We start from the raw sequence: 18,029 nt of genomic DNA on the forward strand, positions 1-18,029 counted from the left end.
TATTTATTTGCGGCGATTAACCGAAAAGTCCCAAGAGGGCAATTCGTCTGAACAGGCTGATGCTTCATCGACTTTTGGTTGTTGTGCATCGAGATAGCCTTTTATTTCCGGCAAGGTGATCGCCATGTCCTCAGAAACCTTCTCGATTAACTGCGTAAAGGCGACGGCAAGATTTGCGATTACGTCGGGTGTAAACAAGGCTGTGCGGTAATCCAGCCCGCCTTCCATTGCACCCTGTCTGGTAACCAGCGACAGTTTTATGTCGTGCACGTCCAGCAGAAATTCCGCATCGAGCAAGGTGACCTTAATGCCTGATAACGTCCATGGCGGGGTCGCTACGTCATGCAAGACGAACCACGAGCGGTAAATCGGCGCCGACTGCGACATTTTTCGCTTCGGTCGCAGCGCGTTGACGATTTGATCGAACGGCAGATCCTGATGCCGGTAGGCATCCAGACAGGTTTGTTTGACGCGCAGGCACAGATCTGCAAAGACGTCATGGCGTTGGAAGCGAGTGCGGATGGCGAGGCTGTTCACCATAAATCCGATGACGCCGGCGAGTTCGGGACGGGAACGATGGCCTGCCGCCGTTCCCACCACGATGTCGTCTTGTTGACACCACCAATGCAGCAGCAACTGCCAGGCGGTCATATACCCCATGAAAGGCGTGATACCCAGTTTGACGCAGAGTGCATCGAAGCGTGCGGTGAGCGGCGCGCTTAAATGGAAAGGATGACGCGCGCCGGTAGCGGTCAGACGGCCGGTATCGACAGGCGTCGTCGGCAAAGCCAGCACCGGCAGATTATCGCCGAGCTGATTGACCCAGTAATCCAATTGAGTGTTAAAGGTCCGGGATGCGCGTTGCGTTTGCTCCCATTGCGCGACGTCAAGGAAATTGAGCCTGTCTGACGATTCGGCAGGCGTCCTCCCTGCGACGAGAGCGTTATATATCTCGCTGATCTCACCCGCCATAATGGCAGTGGACCAGCCATCCCATACGATGTGATGCACGGCGATGATCAGGAGGTGACACTGTGCGGAGAATGCGATGAGGCTGGCTCTGAACATATCGCCGCAACGGGTATCGAACGGGCGCGTCGCCGCGGCCGCAAGTGCGCGCTGCATGTAGCCCTCTCGCTCGTGAGAGGGGATGTCGAACGCCTCTTCCAACTGCAGCTGAAATGAGGTCTCCAGCGACGGGGACATATAGGCGTCAGCCCTATCGTCGAGAATGCGGCATGTCAGTACCGAATGTCTGGCGACAAAGATCCGCAGGGACTGGGACAAGGCATCCACATTAAGCAAGCCGTTCAGTTCGAAAGGTTCCACCAGGTTGTAGGTGCAGTTTCCCGGATGAAGCTGATCATGGAACCACAACCGCTGTTGGGCGGAGGAAAGCGGCCAGCGGGACATGGCCGGTACCTTGACGATAGGCGGGAGTTCGTCCTCGGTGCGCTCCACATCCAGCGCATTCCTGACGGCTTCAGCAATGCCCCGCATGTTGGGCGTTTCAAAGGCGGCGCGAAGCGGGAATGCCGGGGTAAATTCTCGACGAATTTGGGTCACCAAATCGGTGAGACGGCGTGAGTCAATCCCGGATTTAAACAGATCCTGGGTAACGCTCAACGCCTCGCCACCCAAAATATTCTGGCCAAGCCGGCAGAGACGACGCTCGATATCGTCCGCCGGAGCGATAAATTCACCGCTATGGCGTGACAGTTGCGGCGTCGGCAGCTGTGAAATATCGACTTTGCCATTGGCTGACAGCGGCAACGTCGGAAGGATCATAATGACGCTTGGCACCATGTAGTCCGGCAGCTGTTCGGCAAAATGGCGATGAAGCTGCATTTCGTCGAGCGTGGCGTCTTGCCTCGGGCAAAGATAGGCGAGTAGCAGCGCTGAGCCGTCCTGGCGGTGAAGACGAACCACACAGCGATCGACTCCCGGGTGTTTACCGGCGGCGCGCTCTATTTCACCTGTTTCAATACGGAATCCATTGATCTTTAGTTGATTGTCTCTGCGCCCCAAAAACTCGATGGTGCCGTCAGGCAACCAGCGTCCCAGATCGCCGGTTTTGTATAATCGCTCGCCGCTTTGCGGGTGGGTGATAAAGCGCGCTGCCGTTTCTGCGGGATTGTTCAGGTAGCCGGCGGCCAGCCCTTTGCCGGCGATATAAAGTTCGCCCGCAACGCCTTCGGGCCGGTGGCGAAGATGGGTGTCCAAAACATAGAAACGTTGGTTTGCCAAAGCCTTGCCATAAGGAATGCTGGTCATCGTCGGATCGATATCCTGGATGAGGTGGAAAATGGACCAAATGGCGGCTTCGGTGGCGCCGCCAAGGCTGACGCTCAGGGAGTTTGGCATTGCGCGGTGAATTTTCTCCGGTAAAGCAACGTTGATCCAATCGCCGCTCATCATGACCAGCCTGATGCTCGTCAGCGTTTCGTTTTGATTGGCGGACAGATGATTGACCAAGAGTTCAACCAAGGCCGGCACCGAGTTCCAGACGGTGACCCGGTATTTCTGCACGCAGGTTTCCCAGTGCGCAGGATCTTTGGCAAGCTCATCTTTCGGCATCACGATGGCCGCGCCGCGCGCCAGTGGCCCGAAAATGTCGTAAACCGACAGATCGAAAGAGAGTGAGGAAAGCGCCAACACGCGATCGTCCTCGCCGATAGCGAAACGCGAATTGATATCGATAACGGTGTTAGCGGCGGCGGCATGGGTGACAATGACCCCTTTGGGCTTACCGGTCGTGCCTGAAGTAAAGATAATGTAAGCCGGCGACGCCGCGTCGATCTCGCCATCGCGCCATTCGTCCGTGAATGCATTCATCGCTTCAGTGATGGGCAGATGCGCGACGGTTGCCGGCCACTCAACGCGCCCGTCGCTGGCGGGCGTCGTTAGTGCGACTCGAATGTCGGCCTCGCTCAAAAGCGCCTGCATGCGCCCCTTCGGTAGGGTTGGATCAAGTGGAACATAGACGCAACCGGCGCGCAAAATACCCAACACAGCGGCGACTTGCTGCCAGCCTTTTTCTGCGACTACGGCTACGCGTGCACCGGGCTGGAGCGCCTGCTTGGTCAGCGACAGCGCCACATTGGCGGAGATATTCGCCAAATCCGCATAGGTGAGGACGGTTTCCCCCAGGATAGCGGGAGCCGACGGCTTCTTGTTTGCATAGGCCAAGAAACCCTGATGCAAGCAACTTTCGTCAAAGGCGACGACCGTACGATTGGCTTCGGCGATGGCGCCGCTGTTGACGCGTTGAGCCAGAGCGTCGCGCCAATGGTTTTCATGCCAGATGGCTTCTTCTTTGGGCAAACGCATCAGCAATGCGCGATAGTCCATAAACATCGCGTCAAGCATGTCAGGATCGAAAAGGCCGTCGACCGCATCCCAGTTGATGAGGAGATTGCCTTTTTCTTCGTAAACCTGGCAATCGAGCCATACGTGTGGCGTTTGCGATATCCCTTCCACCAATTTACCGAGCCGGCTCACAATCGGTTTATCATCGGCGGACGGGAAGATCAGGCTGGTAAAGACATAGGGCATGGTTGGCCGTTCGGCGCTTTTTTCCGCAATGTCTCGCAACATTTTTACGCCGCTGTACTGCAAGGCAGAAAGATCGTCCCAAAGGCGTTTTTGCGTTTTTTTTGCGCGTTGAGTAAAGGTCTCCTCCTGCCGCAGATCGGCTTCGAACAGCAGAACCGAGGTGAAGTCCCCCATCACCTGATCGACCTGCGGATGCACCTCCAGACGATTGAAAGCCGGCAGATTCAGGCAAAAATGTGGTGTTTCGCTCCAGTTCGCCAATATCTCCGTATAGGCGGTGAGCAATATGGTGGACGGCGTGAGGCCCTGGCGTGCGGCGGCGTCTTTCAGTTTGCGCCAGACGGCGTTAGGTATCGTTGTTTCCCGGCGAATGAAGCGGCGATGCTCCAGGCTTTGCGGAGCGATTCGCTGCGGCAGGGACGGGGCAGAAGGGAAGGCGTCGGCGCGTTTAAGCCAATAGTCGCGAGCGCGCTGATAGGCGGCGCTCTGCTCCAGGCGCTGTTCGGCCAGCACGTAATCTCTGAACGTGATGGCCACCGATTCGGGCTGGTAATCGGCGTGGTAATAACGCTCCTCCAGCTCGCGCCAGAATAACGTAATGCTCCAGGCGTCCATAATCAGCAGATCGAAGCTGACGTGCAGCCGTACGGTGCCATCGGGCAATCGCGAGGCGGAAATATCAAACAGCGGCCATTGATCACAGGGCATCAGCTGATGAGATTTCCGCTCCCTGAGCGCCGTTAACTGAGCCACGGCGTCCTTAGGTTTCAACTGACTAAAATCGTTAGTGTCAATGATATATCGGGGGACGTGGGGGAGAACGCGCTGCATGCCGTCGTGCGTCATGACGGCTCTCAGCATATCGTGTTGAGCGATCAAGGCATTGAGTGCCTGTTCTAGACGTGCAAGATCCAGATCGGCGCATTCAAACTCTTCATAGGCATGCGCTGCAACATTGCCCGAGTTATTGCCCGCGTTACGTCCAACCCAATATGCGTGCTGAATATCGGTAAGCGGGAACGGCAAGAACGCCTCGTCCGGACGAATTTCCAAGGCGCTTGCATAAATGCTGGCCAGATCTTCTTCGGGTTGCGCCGCTGTGTCGCGTTGCCCTGCACGGCTCTCCAAAGCGGCGAGCAAGCTTTCCACCGTCGGAAATTCGAGGATGTCACCGGGGACAAAATGCAACCCCAGCGTACGCGCGCGGTTAGCAATCTGGATGCTGAGAATGGAATCGCCACCGAGATCGAAGAAGTTTTCTTTCGGCTCAATATGCGCGACTCCCAGCGCTTCGCTCCACAGCAACGTCAGTTTTTCCGCCTGGGTGTTCGCCGGCTTCGCCTGTTCAGGCGCATTTTCGTTGTCGACGGCGCTGATGGCCGGCACCGCGTCAGCGGTTTGCTGTTCAGGATCGACCCAGTGACGGGCGCGATCAAAGCGGTAAGTCGGCAGCGGAATTTTGTTGCCCCGCGATGAGTGGGGTATCGCCTGGCCGTAACACCAGCGCTGCTCCTGGATGCGCAGAAGTGACGCCGGGCCACTTAATCCCGTGTGCTCGGGCGATAGCAACGGGATGGCGTTGACATCTTTGCGGCCGGCGCCAATGGCGCGCGCAGCCTGGCTCAATGAGGTGCCTGGCCCGCACTCGAACAACAGGAAGGCGTGTTGATCGATAAGCGTTGCCAACCCATCGACAAAACGCACGGTGCCACGCAGATGACTCACCCAATAATCAGGGGCCGTCGCCTCTTCATCAGTGATCCATGTTCCGCTGAGATTGGAGATAAAGCGCTGACGCGGCGGTGTCAGGGTGACCTGAGCCAGCACGTCACCAAAAGCCTGCAAGCAAGGTTCCATCATGGCCGAATGGAAAGCATGAGAGGTTTCAAGGGCTCGGCAACTGATGCCCTCGCGCTCCAATGACCGGCGAAACGCGTCCATATCATGGGCGGGGCCAGAGATGACGGTCAACGCCGGCCGATTGACGGCCGCGATGGATAGGGCGGAGGGTAGCCGAGAGTGCAGGCTTGACTCATCAGACATGACGGCCAACATCTCGCCGTGATCCATGCTTTGCATCAAGCGGCCGCGTGCCGAAACGACCTTGACGGCATCTTCAAGCGTAAAAACGCCGGCGAGGCAGGCTGCGACATATTCGCCGATGCTGTGTCCTATCATGCCTTCGGGGATCAGGCCGGAAGCCAGCCAATGTTTCGCCAGCGCATATTCGACGGCGAAAATCGCCGGTTGTGAAAGCCAGGTTTGCGCCAGCAATTCGTCATTGTCCTGCTCCTTGTTGAACAACAGTGAGCGTAAGTCGTGGTCGATAAACGGTTGGAACAGCTGCGCCAGCCGATCGAACTCTTGGGTGAAGATGCCGCCGGTGTGATACAGGTTGGCTCCCATACCCTGATATTGTGTTCCCTGGCCAGGAAACATAAACGCTGTTTTCATCGGCGCGTCGCAGGCTTCTCCGAAGCACGTGGTTTTGGCTCGCTCGGTTTCCAGCTGCGCGATGGCCTCTTCCACACTGTCGGCCGTTATGGCGGCGCGCACGGGAAACGCTTTTCGACCTGTCGCCAACGAATGGGCGACATCGGCGAGAGATACCTCGGTATGGTTGCGCAAATAATGGGCTAGTTGCTGCATTGTCGCGCGCAAGGCGACCTGGTTTTTGGCCGAGAAGCGTAATGCGCAGGTGGTGGGTTCTGCGGCAGGGGAGACGGCGGAAATCGGGGGTTGCTCCATGACGACATGGACATTAGAGCCGCCGATGCCGAAGGCGCTGACTCCCGCCCTGCGTGGCGAGCTTCCTTCCCAGGAAGTTCCTTTACTCGTCACGGTAAACGGGGTACCGGCGAAATGGATGGCGGGGTTGGGCGTCCGGTAATGCAGCGTAGCGGGAATATAATCGTGATAAAGGCTTAGCGCGGTCTTGATAAATCCGGCAATACCGGCACCGGCGTCAAGATGGCCTATGTTGGATTTGACCGAACCGATCTTACAGCTTGCGGCTGGACAGTCGTCGCCAAAAGCGGCCGCCAGCGCGGCGATTTCTATCGGATCGCCCAAGCTGGTGGCCGTGCCATGGGTTTCAACGTATCCGATAGCGTCGGGCGTCACGTTAGCAACGGCGTGCGCCATTTGGATAACGCGGGTTTGGCCTTCGACGCTGGGTGCGGCATATCCCACTTTTTGTGCGCCGTCATTGTTGGTTGCAGAGCCGCGGACGATGGCATAAATATGATCCCGATCGTTGATCGCGTCATCCAGGCGTTTTAACACCACGATCCCTCCGCCATTCCCGCGCACTGTGCCGCTGGCATGTTCGCTGAACGGTTTGCAATGCCCGTCCTGTGAAAGAATGCTGCCCGGTTCATACCGATAGCCTTCTTCAGCCGGGTATTCCAGCGAGATACCACCGGCCAGGGCGATATCACACTCTCCTGCCAGCAGGGACTGGCCTGCAGTGTGTACGGCCAGCAACGAACTGGAACAGGCCGATTGAACGACGATGCTCGGGCCTTTCAAATCCAGTTTGTAGGAGATACGGTTGGCCGCGTAATCCTTGTCATTGCCAATCAGCAATTGCATTTTGCTGGTGGTGGCGCAAAGCTGCCTATTGTTCGCGAGATTATGCAACCAATACCCGCTGGGACCGCTGCTGACATAGACGCCGACGTTTTGTTGATGGCATGTGGCGGCATAGCCGGCGTTTTCCAACGCTTCCCACGCACACTCAAGTAACAGGCGCTGCTGTGGGTCGGTGATCGCCGCCTCTTTTGGCGACATAGCGAAAAATTTTGCGTCGAATTGATCGACATCGGTTAGCAGGTAGCCTGCGGGGACATGCCAGGAACCGTCCGTGGCGGCTTGCGGCGCAAAATCAGCGTGCCAGGTAACGGATTCAATCTCCTGACAGAGATTCTTCCAGTAAGCGTCAATGTCTCCCGCTCCGGGAAAACGCCCAGCCATTCCTATGACGGCCAGTTCGATTCCGGTAAATTCGTTGTCGAGAGGTTTTTCTAATTCAGACATGAGCATGATTCCCCTGGGGTGTCGGCGGCGTGTGCAGAGATAATTTGGCGAGTACGTTTTTCACGTCTTGCAGCCAAATATCTTTTTGTTCGTCAAATAAGAAATGGCCTGCATTAAATTCGCGCCATTCGACGGTATTGACGGTAACGTCTAGCCAGCCGCGAGTCGCCTGGCGATCGATCATCTGGTCGTGCAAGCCGTGACAAACGTGTATTGGGCACGTCAACGGGGCTTTACCCGTTGGGACGTAGCCGTCACTCGCCTCCAAATCTGCGCGGATGGTTGACAGAAAAAGCTCATAGAATTCCGGTGTAGTGGCATCCTGTGCGTTGATACCGCCCAGTTTGACCAGGCAATCGATCAGCTCTTCCGCCGGCATCTGATGCCAGTTTTGTCGAGTTTTGTGATAATGCGGGGCCCGCTGGCTAGCGACCAATAGCGCGTGAACGCAGGCACCATGCTGTTCCAGCCGCGTCGCCATCTCATAGGCCAGCAGGCCGCCGTAGCTGATGCCCGCCAATACCAGCGGCGCATCGAGGTATGGCTTTATACGCGCAAATACGTCATCGGCCACTTGTTCCAGCGTGGAAAAGGCAGGTTCAATAAAACGTTCTTCTCTGCCGGGAATAACGGGAATAAGAATATTGGCATATTCCTGCAATTCGGCATGCCAAGTACGGTATCGGCTGGTTCCACCGCCTGCATGAGCAAAGCAAATTAAATTTACGGCCGACGGGCGTGATGCAGGCAACTCACGGATAAAATGATTACCCATGTCAGGTCCTTAATTATTTAATGTGAAGATTTATATAGCTGGCGGGCTGTATTCCCGCCGTGATGCTATTTTTTCCGATTTTTATTCAGGCTTTTTTAGCGTGATGATTGCGGAAATTAACGAAAGAAATGCCAATAAAGCCACGCTAAAAGTAATAACCAAGGGCGTTCCGCTATTGAACTCGGCAATAAACTGTGTGGCAAAGCTGGCGAGAAGCATACTGATGAACATGCTCAATCCTGCCGCCGTGCCCGCCAGAGGCTTGATCGCACCAATGGCGCCCGCCTGCGCTGCCGGGCTGGTTATGCCGTAGAAAATACTGAATACCATCGTTGGGAGGACCAGTGCGGGAATCGACCAGACGTTCACCAGGCTTAGCGTCAGTGCGACCAGGCTGAAAATAAAGCCGGCGATGCTGCCCAGCAGCAAACGCCGCCGTAGCGACAGACTTTGCGGTAAACGGCTGGCCGACAGGTTGCCGATAATGGTGCTGCCAGACACCATCAATAGCAGCAAACTGGCGCCAGAGGCGGAAAGTTGAAAGGTCTGCGTCAGCACGATTGGTGCTGCGGCCATAAAGGCCATGAAGGCCGACTGAGCGAAACCAAATTGAAAGGCGTTGCCGAGAAAGGTCGCGTTTTTCGCCAACTGCCTATAGTCATGGAACAGATTGCTTTTGCCTGCGCCAGTTTGCGCTTTGCGGGACTCGGGGAGACTGAAAAAGATGATAATAAACACGATGGCCGCAATGGCGCCAATCAGAATGAAATTGGAACGCCAACCAAAGTTATCCGTTAATAAACCGCCCAATGGCACGCCCAGCAGCGGTGATATCATCATAGAAGCGACCAGTTTCGACATGACATTTGCCGCCTTTTCGCTGTGATAGATATCCATGACGATAATACGTGCAGCAATAACACCGGCTGCCCCGCCAGCCGGCTGAATAATGCGTCCCAAAATAACGGCTTCAATGGACTGCGCAGATAAACAAATGAAGCTGCCAAGAATCAGGATCGCCATACCTAACAGCAATATTGTTCTGCGTCCCAATCTGTCAGCCAATCTTCCATACACTAGGCAAGCAATGGCAAAACTGATCATTGATAAAGAGACCGTCAGGTTTGCGGTTGCCGGTGTTGTCCCAAAGTATGTGACCAAGCTGGGTACCGAAGGCAGAAATATTTGAAACGAGGTTGGTCCCAAACCTGACAGAAGAATGAGAATAAATTGCAATAGGGTATGATTTAGTTTTGATTCATCACAGGTATGGCTAGAGGGGATTTGAGTTCCTCTCATTGTTTGTCTCCATTAAATAAGCTATCAAATAGCAAAATTAGTCTTTCATGATTGTTAATATTATGTAAACAAAGTTAACAAATGTTGTTTTTATGTCAATTTAATGTATGTGGTTTTGTGTGGTATTGGTTGTTATTTTGATTGTAATTGATTGATAATTTTTATATTTATTTATAGAGGATTTGTTAGAAAATGTGATCTCAAACAAAATTACAGTTGCCTCTCAATGGTTAGTACTCCCAAGTAATAAGCAATTAACGGAAAGACTGATTTTACCCAGCAATAGTGGACACGCGACTAAGTGAGTAAACTCTCAACCTGAGGTAGTTCAAATGACAAAACCAGCACACGTCTTCTAAACGCGAGTATGAGATGCACACCGACATTACCCGTCTCAAACGCCAACTGGCGGAGCAGGCTAAGAAGCTATTCAGAATATTTTTAAACCAGAATAGTTTTTCATGTAAACTGTTGGCATGAGAAAAGTCTATGCTAGCGACATTAGTCGAGAAGTGTTCATGGAAATTGAACCCCTGTTGCTCAGCAACAGGAAACGCACACGCCCCAGAAAAGTGGATGTTTACGAGATATTTTGTGCATTGTTATATCTTCTCAAAAGTGGGTGTCAGTGGGATATGTTGCCCAGTGATTTTCCCTCAAAAAGCACGGTTTACTACTACTTCAAACTCTGGAAAGAGAAGCCGTCAGAAACCGAACCCAGCCTGCTTGAGCAAGTGTTAAAAAAATGGGGTTGGCGAGGCCCGTATCCGGGCAAATTTATTCGCCAGTGCACAAGCTACTATGTTGGAGTGCTTTCGTTCAAGCTGCTGCTTGACCCAGTCCGCCAGTTTTCCTGAATACTTATCTAATCGTTGCATAAATACTCGTGCACATTGAACTAAGAGTCTCCGCAAGTTTTTATTTCCTTGTTTACTGATACCCAGCAGGGTATTTTTTCCTCTCGTGCTATATTGTCTGGGAACTAATCCTGAAGATGCGGCAAAATCACGACTTTTGGCATATTGCCGGCCATCTCCCAACTGTGAAGAAAGTAAGCTAGCTGTGATTAAACCCACTCCGGGGATAGTCATAAGACGCTGGGCTGTGTCATCCGTAGTAATCGTGTGTTTTAGTTCAGATTCTAACTCGACTATTCGTTCAACAATATAGTGATAATGGGCGTGTAATTGCATCAGCAATCGGACCAGATAATCTGGGAGTTCGTGCTCTACCAACACACACGATAAGCGCTTCATAATAGCTTCTCCCTTCGGTAGGCTATCCGCCTAAACTGAGCGATGCAGAAGCCATCACGATGGAAGTGATTGGTGAATTCTTAGGCTTTTCAACAGATAAAGGGATTTGGACGTATTTTAATAGCCACTGGCGAGAGTGGTTTCCGGGTCTGGGTTCACGCGCGAATTTCGCTAAACAGATTTCGAATCTTTGGGTTGTTAAACAACAACTGCAAGAAAAGCTGGCGAGGTTATTGGGTGCACTCGACAGGCCGGTCCATATTATCGATGGATTTCCGCTGCCCGTCTGTGGATTTAAAAGAGCAAAAGGCTGTGCCAACTTCAAAGGACAAGCTAATTATGGGTACTGCGCCGCCAAAAACGAAATTTACTACGGCTTCAAAGGACATCTCATGATAGACGAAATCGGCGTGGTAACCGGGTTTACACTGACGCCCACCCATGTCAGTGAGCGTGAAGCCACCTGGGATGTGATCGGCTCGATAAAAGGCTGTTTGCTGGGTGATAAAGGGTATTTAGGCGTTGAATTTAAACAGGAAATGAAGGCAGAGGGGATTGAAATGATTACCCCGGTGCGAACCAATATGGATGACCCTCTCCCCAGAAAAACGAGAAGGGTCATTAACGCCAAACGCCGTTTAATTGAAACCGTGATTAGTCAACTCGCCGGACAATTTACTATCGAAAAGTGTTGGGCACGGGACTTGTGGCATTTGAGTAATCGAATTGCCAGAAAACTGCTTTCTCACACGTTGGGTATTTTTGCCAATTTTAAACAAGGTAAAAGTCAACGCGACTGGCTTCAACAAGCCAACGTTATAGGATGTTAAAGTCGAGCATCGTGTTTAACCTACATTTAAGATACAAGGCGGAAGCCATTCCAGTTGGCATTATCTGTCGGCTATCGCTTGTATCGTGTCATCCCGTTTATGTAACGGGGTATTATCCATGACGAGCACGTTGTTGCTTGGGAGTTTTGGCAGCAAATCTTGGGTGACCATAGATTTATGCTCTCAAATGGTATTTTATACGTCGCTCTTCTACGATGAAATTTTGGCGATTTCACCCTGAAATTTTTCAAATAAACTAAATTAATTCATTTAGTTAAAAGTAAAATTTGTTGGCGAATTACTCGTTTAAATTGAAGTGTTTTCGCATTAAAATTTGGATCATTTCTTCCAACTCCTCCTGAAATTCTTTTGGTACGCGGTTAAATTCAAAACTCACGGATCTGTCTTTAACTCGTTTACGGGCAAACGAATTTTTATCTTTGAAGTCCCACAGAGAGCTTACCTGCTGCTTTGTTGCTGCGGTTTTTTTTACCTTGTTGCTGCTAAAATCTTTAAACAGCTTGATAATGATCGATTTCATTTCGTCGGGAGCAACCGGCTTGGTTTTATCTATATGCTGGACTTCATCATGCACGTAGCTGACGACCTCATAAATCGAAAGTTTGTTTTTCTTTATGTCAATGGTGACGTCCAAAAGCGCTTTATAATCCGAGTAGCTCAATTCTGCGATGACAGGAAATACAGAAACAATATTGCTAGGCACTGAAGCACACTGGATTGAGCGAGTCACTTTGGCTTGTGACATGTTGTTAGACTCAGCGATTTCTTTCTGGGTCATACCTCCCTCTCGCAACTGGATCAGGCGTAGACCGACTTCACGAATGTTGTGCTCCCTTGCAGTCTGAATATCTGCGGCAAGTTGCCTTGCGTCATCAATGCTTATGTTTGTGTTCGTGACTAAGATATCTAAACCAACACCACAAAAAATAGCGGCGGCACGTCTGCGAGAACCATCCAGAATTTCTATTTTGCCATTAATACGACGACCGATTGCCGGGAAGAATTGTTGAAGGTTGATAGTGCGTATGATGTCACTGACAGATTCTTTTGTCAGAGCGCTTTGATCCCGACCATTGACCAAAAAATTGACGGTAGTTTCAGACTCCAGTTTATCGGCTGGGATACGCTCTAGTTGAAATATGGCCGTTTGACCTGAGGCAAGTATAAGACTCTGTTCTGTAGTTTGGTTTTCCACCGGTGTATCCAAGGAGACTGGATTGAATGTTCTGCCGATAGTTAGACGTTTTTTATTTTGCATTGTTGCCTCTGTTCACTCTGATGAATTCAATACGGTCAAAAACTGCTTTGGCGAAGTCTTCTGCCGCCGCCTTCGCATTTTTTAGTGCTTCCCCACTGCCGATATACGTGGCAGGATTTGCGGAAATGACAGTGTCGAAGGACTCGCCGCAACGCTCGAATCCATCTAGGCGAGGAATGGAAAAATCAAGCATGTCACCACCAAAAATTTCTTTTGCCAGGCTATGACACAGTTTGTGGTCGGTTTTATTCACTAATTTGGACATAAAACCGATGTTGCCGCTGAGACGAGTTGATACGCCTGTCGATTCGATTATTTCTACCAACTCCGGCAAGCGAGCCAGATATTTCAGCGTACTGTGGAAATCCACTTGTGCGGGTGGAATCGGAGTCATAAGAAAGTCTGCTGCTGCGAGCGCGTTAGACAGAAAGGAGTCCAAGTGTGGCCCGCTGTCAATAAAGATGAAGTCGTAATCGTGCTTCACTTTATCGATAATATTCTCGCGAAGGACGGTATAGATGTTCTGGTTTGGCAGGTGTTCAGCGCAGATTTCTTCCCAACGTGATGCGATAAATGCGTCTTCAATGGATGCTGGAATAATGTCTACGCCTGCCACAACTGAGGACGTGATAAATTCAGACAGCAGCTCTTCGCGTGAAACATTTTGCAGCATGGCTTGGGCTGATGTTGTATCAACAGAACCGATCGACTGTTCATGATCGAGGAACATGGTTGCCGATGCTTGTGGGTCAAGGTCGATGACCAAGATCCTAAGGTCTTCGAAAATCAGGTGTGGATGGGTACGTAATGCATGTGCCAGAGATACTGTGCTGACGGTTTTAGATACTCCACCTTTCAAATTACCGATAAAGAAGGTCAACGCTTCGTGATAGCGATCTCTGTATTTGGGTACGCCTCTATGATGGTACAGGTCTATGATGTTCTCAATGGTCATTGCGTACTTGGATGAAGAGCCAGCTTGCTTCTTACCAAATACATATCCCTGTTCTTCCATTTCGTTAACGGCATAATCCACGCTTGCACGCGTTAACTTTGGTAATTTTGCGAGAGCTGCTTTTGAATACGTTTGGTAATAGGTTGTTTTATTCAGCTCCCGCTTTTGGTTTTGGATTTGATCGCTGAGTGACTGGAGTAGACGAACTGACCTTTGTGCAACTTTGTCTAATTGTTTATCGGTTTCATTCATATTTTTACTCTATATGTAGGTTTTTTGATTTTATTTAAATATCCTACATAAAGTAATAAATGTAAATTTTTTTAATTGAAGAATTCCTTATGCTGCTTATATTTCGCCATAATTATTTTGCATTTATTTTGTTGTTTTTGAATGTATTTTACGAAGAATTTCAGGGTGAAATCGCCACAGTTTCAAGTCGGTTTCAGGAGTTGGAATGATGGTATATCGTGGGATGACTCAACCAATTGAGCAAATTGGCGATTAATAGAGCATAAATTCCACATAAAAAAGGGAAAGGCAAGTAAGCATAGCAACTCATGGATAGTGACAGAGAATGGACAAAATTGAATTAAGCCGAAAAAGCCATGAGGTAGAAAAGTAACCAAATTAGTCTGCCATTTTACTCTCAGGGCTTCATATTATAATTTATCATTTTCACAAACTGGGTAAAAATTAAGGCGGGTTATTCCTGTAGTTTATTACGAGCTTTACGCTCAACTAATCGACCATAACTATCAAAATAACGACTCGGCCAGATTTCCGAGGGATGAATGCCAAGATAGTTAGCAATGATCCATTCACCTTTTGGCCACGGTCTGTTGAATGCATTTGCTAATGTTGATGAACTGAGTCCCGCTTCACGAGAAACAGCCGCTAAGGTTGTACCACGTTTACGTAATGCAGCAATAATATCGGCCTGATGCCAATCATTTCCAACGTTATTATTCATTCCAGCTACCCCTTCCATTAATTAATATTGATGGTGGCGATCCAGACAGGGTTTGCACTACCGGAAAATACCCAACCGGCGAGGCCGAAGCCTCCCCAGTCTGAATCGCCATTGAAAGGGCGTAAGCAAACACGCTGGTAGAAATTCCTACCAGCGGGGCATTTTCTCAGGGGTGCAAATCCCTGACCATCGGTATTTTCCAATGGCGTGAATACTTTAACCGATTGTTTTATCGGACTCAATAACTGAACCGCTAAGTTTAACGGTTATAAACTCATTTATTACACAAACTTAGGGAAAGAATACAGACAGTAAAATCAATCTTTAGTTATTTTTTATCGTTCGTGATCGCTTTACCGTCCGTATTCTTCTTGTAGTTCTAAAACTATTTTATTCATAAAATTAAAAACATTTCCCTGCGTGTCGGTTAGGTTCACCGTTCCATGGTGCGTCAGATAATGTGTAGCAGAGAGGGTATTATGTTGAGTTTTTGCAGGAGTTCGCTACGTACTCAGTACGGCGATGGAATACTCCCCGTTCAGTGGCTGATTATTCTCAGGTTGAACGCCTCATTATTCGTGACGTGGTGTGATTTCTCCTTTCTTTACTGCATCAGCCTGTTATAGGCATGGGGTTAAAAAACAAACGGAGTAGTAAAAAATAAGCGAAAAAATGCGCATTACAACGAGTGACACTGAGTAAAAAGTGAAGCAAATGTGTTATAAAGCCAGACAGGGCGAGCTCTGGGTGTTAACGCCCGGCGGCGTCACTTGGTAATCGCTCTGCTTCAACGTAAGTGACGCCACGAAGTTTTCGGGACGTTTTCATGTATGACTTAAAACGTAATTAAAAGTCGTACAAGGTAAACGATTATGGTGAACGTAGCAGAAAACTGCTCAATATATGTGATAAGCCTGTCCGGTGTATAAAGTGACAGGATAACTTTCATCGTCATACGATATCTGCTTCCAAAAGTGTGCAGATGTACCGCAATTTTGCTCTCCCTTTCAGGCTACAGGAGTTTTATTCGCCACCCGAAGGCGATCCTGATAGGCGATGGATCGTTTTTGTAGAAAAAATATTAACGATTAGGTAGGAATACGTCAAACTGTTGCTGTGACTTTTACCTCAATTTACCTGTACATTGTCCGGAAATAGCCCAAGTTAACTGGTTATGACATATACTGATTTATTCGCCAATATGTAGATTTTGAATTATATGCATGGGGGTTCTATAGCTAAATCAAAATAATTAGACATATTTCACATGCGTCATAAACAGTTCATCAATTGAACACCTTTCTCGTCTTCTTATCGCTTTGACTTCAGCCCATTTCAGTTCGATGGGGTTCAAATCCGGACTGTAAGGAGGTAACCATTCCAACAGGCAACCGTGGTCTGCTACCGCTTTTATTGTGTCATGCCGTTTATGGAAGGGGGCATTATCCATCACAATCACGGCTCCGCTTGGGAGCTTAGGCAGCAAATCTTGTGTCATCCAGGCATGAAAGACATCCGCATTAATGTTTCCAGAAAATAAGCTTAAGGTCACGAAGGTCTTTTTGAGGATCGCACCAATGACATTAATGCGATCTTTGGCCTGCCAATCGTGTGTGCCGAAGCAGCGTAACCCTTTCGCCGAATAACCGTGTGTGCGGGGCATAGACTGCGAAAAACCGCTTTCATCCAGATAAACAATCGGTTTCATCGCCTGTTCGTAGTGGCCGATGCGTTCGACAAACGCCTGACGAGCCTGAGCGTCAGCGTTGGGGTGTCTTAGCGTTTTTTTTGACCGTTATTTTCAGCCGTTTCAAGGCGTAATGGATAGCAGACTGCGCGACACCCAAGCGTTTTGCCCTTTCCCATTGATAGTCATCGGGGTAATTTTTGACATCAGTGAGAAGCGCTTCATCACTGATTTTCGTGGGCGGCTTATTGCGTGTCACACAGGGTTCTATTTTGTGACTCCATCGAAATAAGGTCCGCATAGAAATCTCAAAATGGGTACTCGTTTGTTCGAATGTCAACGCATGCTTATCTTTGTATGCCAGTACTCGCTTTCGAAAATCCAGACTGTAGCCCATCTCACTTTATCCTTTGTCATGTGAATTCAGATATTATGTCATATTAATATGATTTTTCTATATGTCACAGACAAATACTGTTACTTCTTCTTCAAAGCGCCCATACAGAAAAGGTAACCGATTAACTGGGATTGAAAGGCAGCAAGCTTTTATTTATGGCTTTAGCCAGTTTAAGTCGCGTTAGCGTCTTAAACATAAAACCACCCGCTTTGCGGGTGGAGTTCAAAGGTTATACCAAGAAAAACACCTTTCCGTTACGATATAGATGTTCAAGCTAATATTCGTAACTCAAATAAGGAAAGGTGTTTATGGGCATTAAAGCACAAAGCTCAGCGCATACAAAGTGGCTGTGTAAATACCCTATCGTCTTTTCGCCGAAATATAGACGGAAAGTGATTTTTAATAATATTCGTTCAAGTGTGGGAGAGATCCTCAGAGACCTTTGTAAGTATAAAGGTGTGGAAATCATCGAAGGTCATCTCATGCCAGATCATGTTCATATGTTGGTGAGTATTCCACCAAAGCTAAGCGTTTCAAGCTTTATGGGATATTTGAAGGGTAAAAGTTCGTTGATGATCTTTGATAGACACGCCAATTTAAAATATAAATTTGGCAACAGAAAGTTTTGGGCGGAAGGGTTCTATGTCAGTACGGTAGGGCTAAATGAAGCGACAATTCAAAAGTATATCAGAGAGCAAGAAAAGTCGGATTTAATCTCGGATAAATTGAGTAGTAAAGAGCATGTAGACCCCTTCAAGGGGTAGGCCAAAGCAGCAAAGACACTTAGCTTGAACGAAGAGAAAGCAGCGTCATTTAGGCGCAGTCGGTAACAAGCCCTTATAGGGCAAGAGCAAACCACCCGTTATACGGGTGGTCAGATTACTGACAAAGTGCTGGTTTTTTATCCGGCACTTTGATTTAATCAAATTCCGTTCACCCGACGGAGCTTGCCGCCATGTTAAGAATACCCCCTCCCCAAACTTTC

The 18,029-nt window shown here is 49.5% G+C and carries 11 protein-coding genes and 3 pseudogenes; 4 read left to right on the forward strand and 10 right to left on the reverse strand.

All coding sequences use genetic code 11. From position 1 onward, the window contains the following. Nucleotides 1-3 precede the first annotated feature (3 nt). From AACX38_RS12235 to AACX38_RS12245, 3 genes are all read right to left on the reverse strand, one after another. A complete protein-coding gene (locus AACX38_RS12235) occupies nt 4-7,593 on the reverse strand; it encodes a non-ribosomal peptide synthetase/type I polyketide synthase (RefSeq protein WP_228864406.1) in 7,590 nt (2,529 codons plus the stop codon). Next, nucleotides 7,586-8,368 (reverse strand): thioesterase II family protein, encoded by a 783-nt coding sequence (locus AACX38_RS12240; RefSeq protein WP_228864407.1) that lies wholly within the window; start codon nt 8,366-8,368, stop codon nt 7,586-7,588. Before AACX38_RS12240 ends, AACX38_RS12235 begins: the two co-directional genes overlap by 8 nt. 81 nt (nt 8,369-8,449) lie before the next feature. Next, entirely contained in the window at nt 8,450-9,667 is a 1,218-nt protein-coding gene (locus AACX38_RS12245; protein WP_228864408.1) for an MFS transporter, read from the reverse strand. 476 nt (nt 9,668-10,143) lie between these two features. Here AACX38_RS12245 and AACX38_RS12250 point away from each other — a divergent pair. Next, nucleotides 10,144-10,435, forward strand: a pseudogene (locus tag AACX38_RS12250) (transposase); the annotation flags it as partial. Here the strand turns inward: AACX38_RS12250 and AACX38_RS12255 are convergent. After that, a pseudogene (locus tag AACX38_RS12255) lies at nt 10,432-10,947 on the reverse strand (transposase); the annotation flags it as partial. The pseudogenes AACX38_RS12250 and AACX38_RS12255 sit on opposite strands and share 4 nt — an antisense overlap. Between AACX38_RS12255 and AACX38_RS12260 the strand changes: the two are divergent. Next, nucleotides 10,938-11,753: pseudogene (locus AACX38_RS12260) on the forward strand (IS982 family transposase); the annotation flags it as partial. The pseudogenes AACX38_RS12255 and AACX38_RS12260 sit on opposite strands and share 10 nt — an antisense overlap. Nucleotides 11,754-12,051: 298 nt before the next feature. On the opposite strand, the gene AACX38_RS12265 reads toward AACX38_RS12260, so the two are convergent. From AACX38_RS12265 to AACX38_RS12290, 6 genes are all read right to left on the reverse strand, one after another. Next, nucleotides 12,052-13,032, reverse strand: a complete 981-nt coding sequence (locus AACX38_RS12265; protein WP_228864410.1) for a ParB family protein — start codon at nt 13,030-13,032, stop codon at nt 12,052-12,054. Further along, on the reverse strand, nt 13,022-14,239 hold the full coding sequence (locus tag AACX38_RS12270; protein WP_228864411.1) for an AAA family ATPase: 1,218 nt from the start codon (nt 14,237-14,239) through the stop codon (nt 13,022-13,024). The genes AACX38_RS12265 and AACX38_RS12270 overlap by 11 nt, the downstream gene beginning before the upstream one ends. Before the next feature lie 454 nt (nt 14,240-14,693). Further along, nucleotides 14,694-14,960, reverse strand: a complete 267-nt coding sequence (locus tag AACX38_RS12275; RefSeq protein ID WP_228864412.1) for a helix-turn-helix domain-containing protein — start codon at nt 14,958-14,960, stop codon at nt 14,694-14,696. 17 nt (nt 14,961-14,977) lie between these two features. Further along, nucleotides 14,978-15,202: a hypothetical protein gene (locus AACX38_RS12280; protein WP_228864413.1), complete on the reverse strand. Its 225-nt coding sequence runs from the start codon at nt 15,200-15,202 to the stop codon at nt 14,978-14,980. 1,010 nt (nt 15,203-16,212) lie between these two features. Next, on the reverse strand, nt 16,213-16,689 hold the full coding sequence (locus tag AACX38_RS12285; RefSeq protein WP_228864415.1) for an IS630 family transposase: 477 nt from the start codon (nt 16,687-16,689) through the stop codon (nt 16,213-16,215). A gap of 31 nt (nt 16,690-16,720) precedes the next feature. Then, the gene (locus tag AACX38_RS12290; RefSeq protein ID WP_228864414.1) at nt 16,721-17,044 is read right to left on the reverse strand and encodes an IS630 transposase-related protein; all 324 of its coding nucleotides are present in this window, start codon (nt 17,042-17,044) and stop codon (nt 16,721-16,723) included. 61 nt (nt 17,045-17,105) lie between these two features. Here AACX38_RS12290 and AACX38_RS12295 point away from each other — a divergent pair, with 61 nt between their 5' ends. Together AACX38_RS12295 and tnpA are read left to right on the forward strand one after the other, a co-directional pair. Beyond that, a complete protein-coding gene (locus AACX38_RS12295; RefSeq protein ID WP_370630633.1) occupies nt 17,106-17,228 on the forward strand; it encodes a RepB family protein in 123 nt (40 codons plus the stop codon). A gap of 124 nt (nt 17,229-17,352) precedes the next feature. Further along, nucleotides 17,353-17,808 (forward strand): IS200/IS605 family transposase, encoded by a 456-nt coding sequence (gene tnpA, locus AACX38_RS12300; RefSeq protein ID WP_099110181.1) that lies wholly within the window; start codon nt 17,353-17,355, stop codon nt 17,806-17,808. Nucleotides 17,809-18,029 lie beyond the last annotated feature (221 nt).

Origin of the sequence: Xenorhabdus sp. PB30.3 (assembly GCF_963895965.1) — a bacterium.
GTDB classification, from domain to species: domain Bacteria; phylum Pseudomonadota; class Gammaproteobacteria; order Enterobacterales; family Enterobacteriaceae; genus Xenorhabdus; species Xenorhabdus stockiae.

Bases quoted from the DNA above. Each gene is read 5' to 3' on its own strand.
- tnpA (WP_099110181.1), top strand. From the start codon at position 17,353: ATGGGCATTAAAGCACAAAGCTCAGCGCATACAAAGTGGCTGTGTAAA.
- AACX38_RS12240 (WP_228864407.1), bottom strand. From the start codon at position 8,368: ATGGGTAATCATTTTATCCGTGAGTTGCCTGCATCACGCCCGTCGGCC.
- AACX38_RS12245 (WP_228864408.1), bottom strand. From the start codon at position 9,667: ATGAGAGGAACTCAAATCCCCTCTAGCCATACCTGTGATGAATCAAAA.
- AACX38_RS12275 (WP_228864412.1), bottom strand. From the start codon at position 14,960: ATGAATAATAACGTTGGAAATGATTGGCATCAGGCCGATATTATTGCT.
- AACX38_RS12290 (WP_228864414.1), bottom strand. From the start codon at position 17,044: ATGGGCTACAGTCTGGATTTTCGAAAGCGAGTACTGGCATACAAAGAT.
- AACX38_RS12295 (WP_370630633.1), top strand. From the start codon at position 17,106: ATGTCACAGACAAATACTGTTACTTCTTCTTCAAAGCGCCCATACAGA.
- AACX38_RS12270 (WP_228864411.1), bottom strand. From the start codon at position 14,239: ATGAATGAAACCGATAAACAATTAGACAAAGTTGCACAAAGGTCAGTT.
- AACX38_RS12265 (WP_228864410.1), bottom strand. From the start codon at position 13,032: ATGCAAAATAAAAAACGTCTAACTATCGGCAGAACATTCAATCCAGTC.
- AACX38_RS12235 (WP_228864406.1), bottom strand. From the start codon at position 7,593: ATGTCTGAATTAGAAAAACCTCTCGACAACGAATTTACCGGAATCGAA.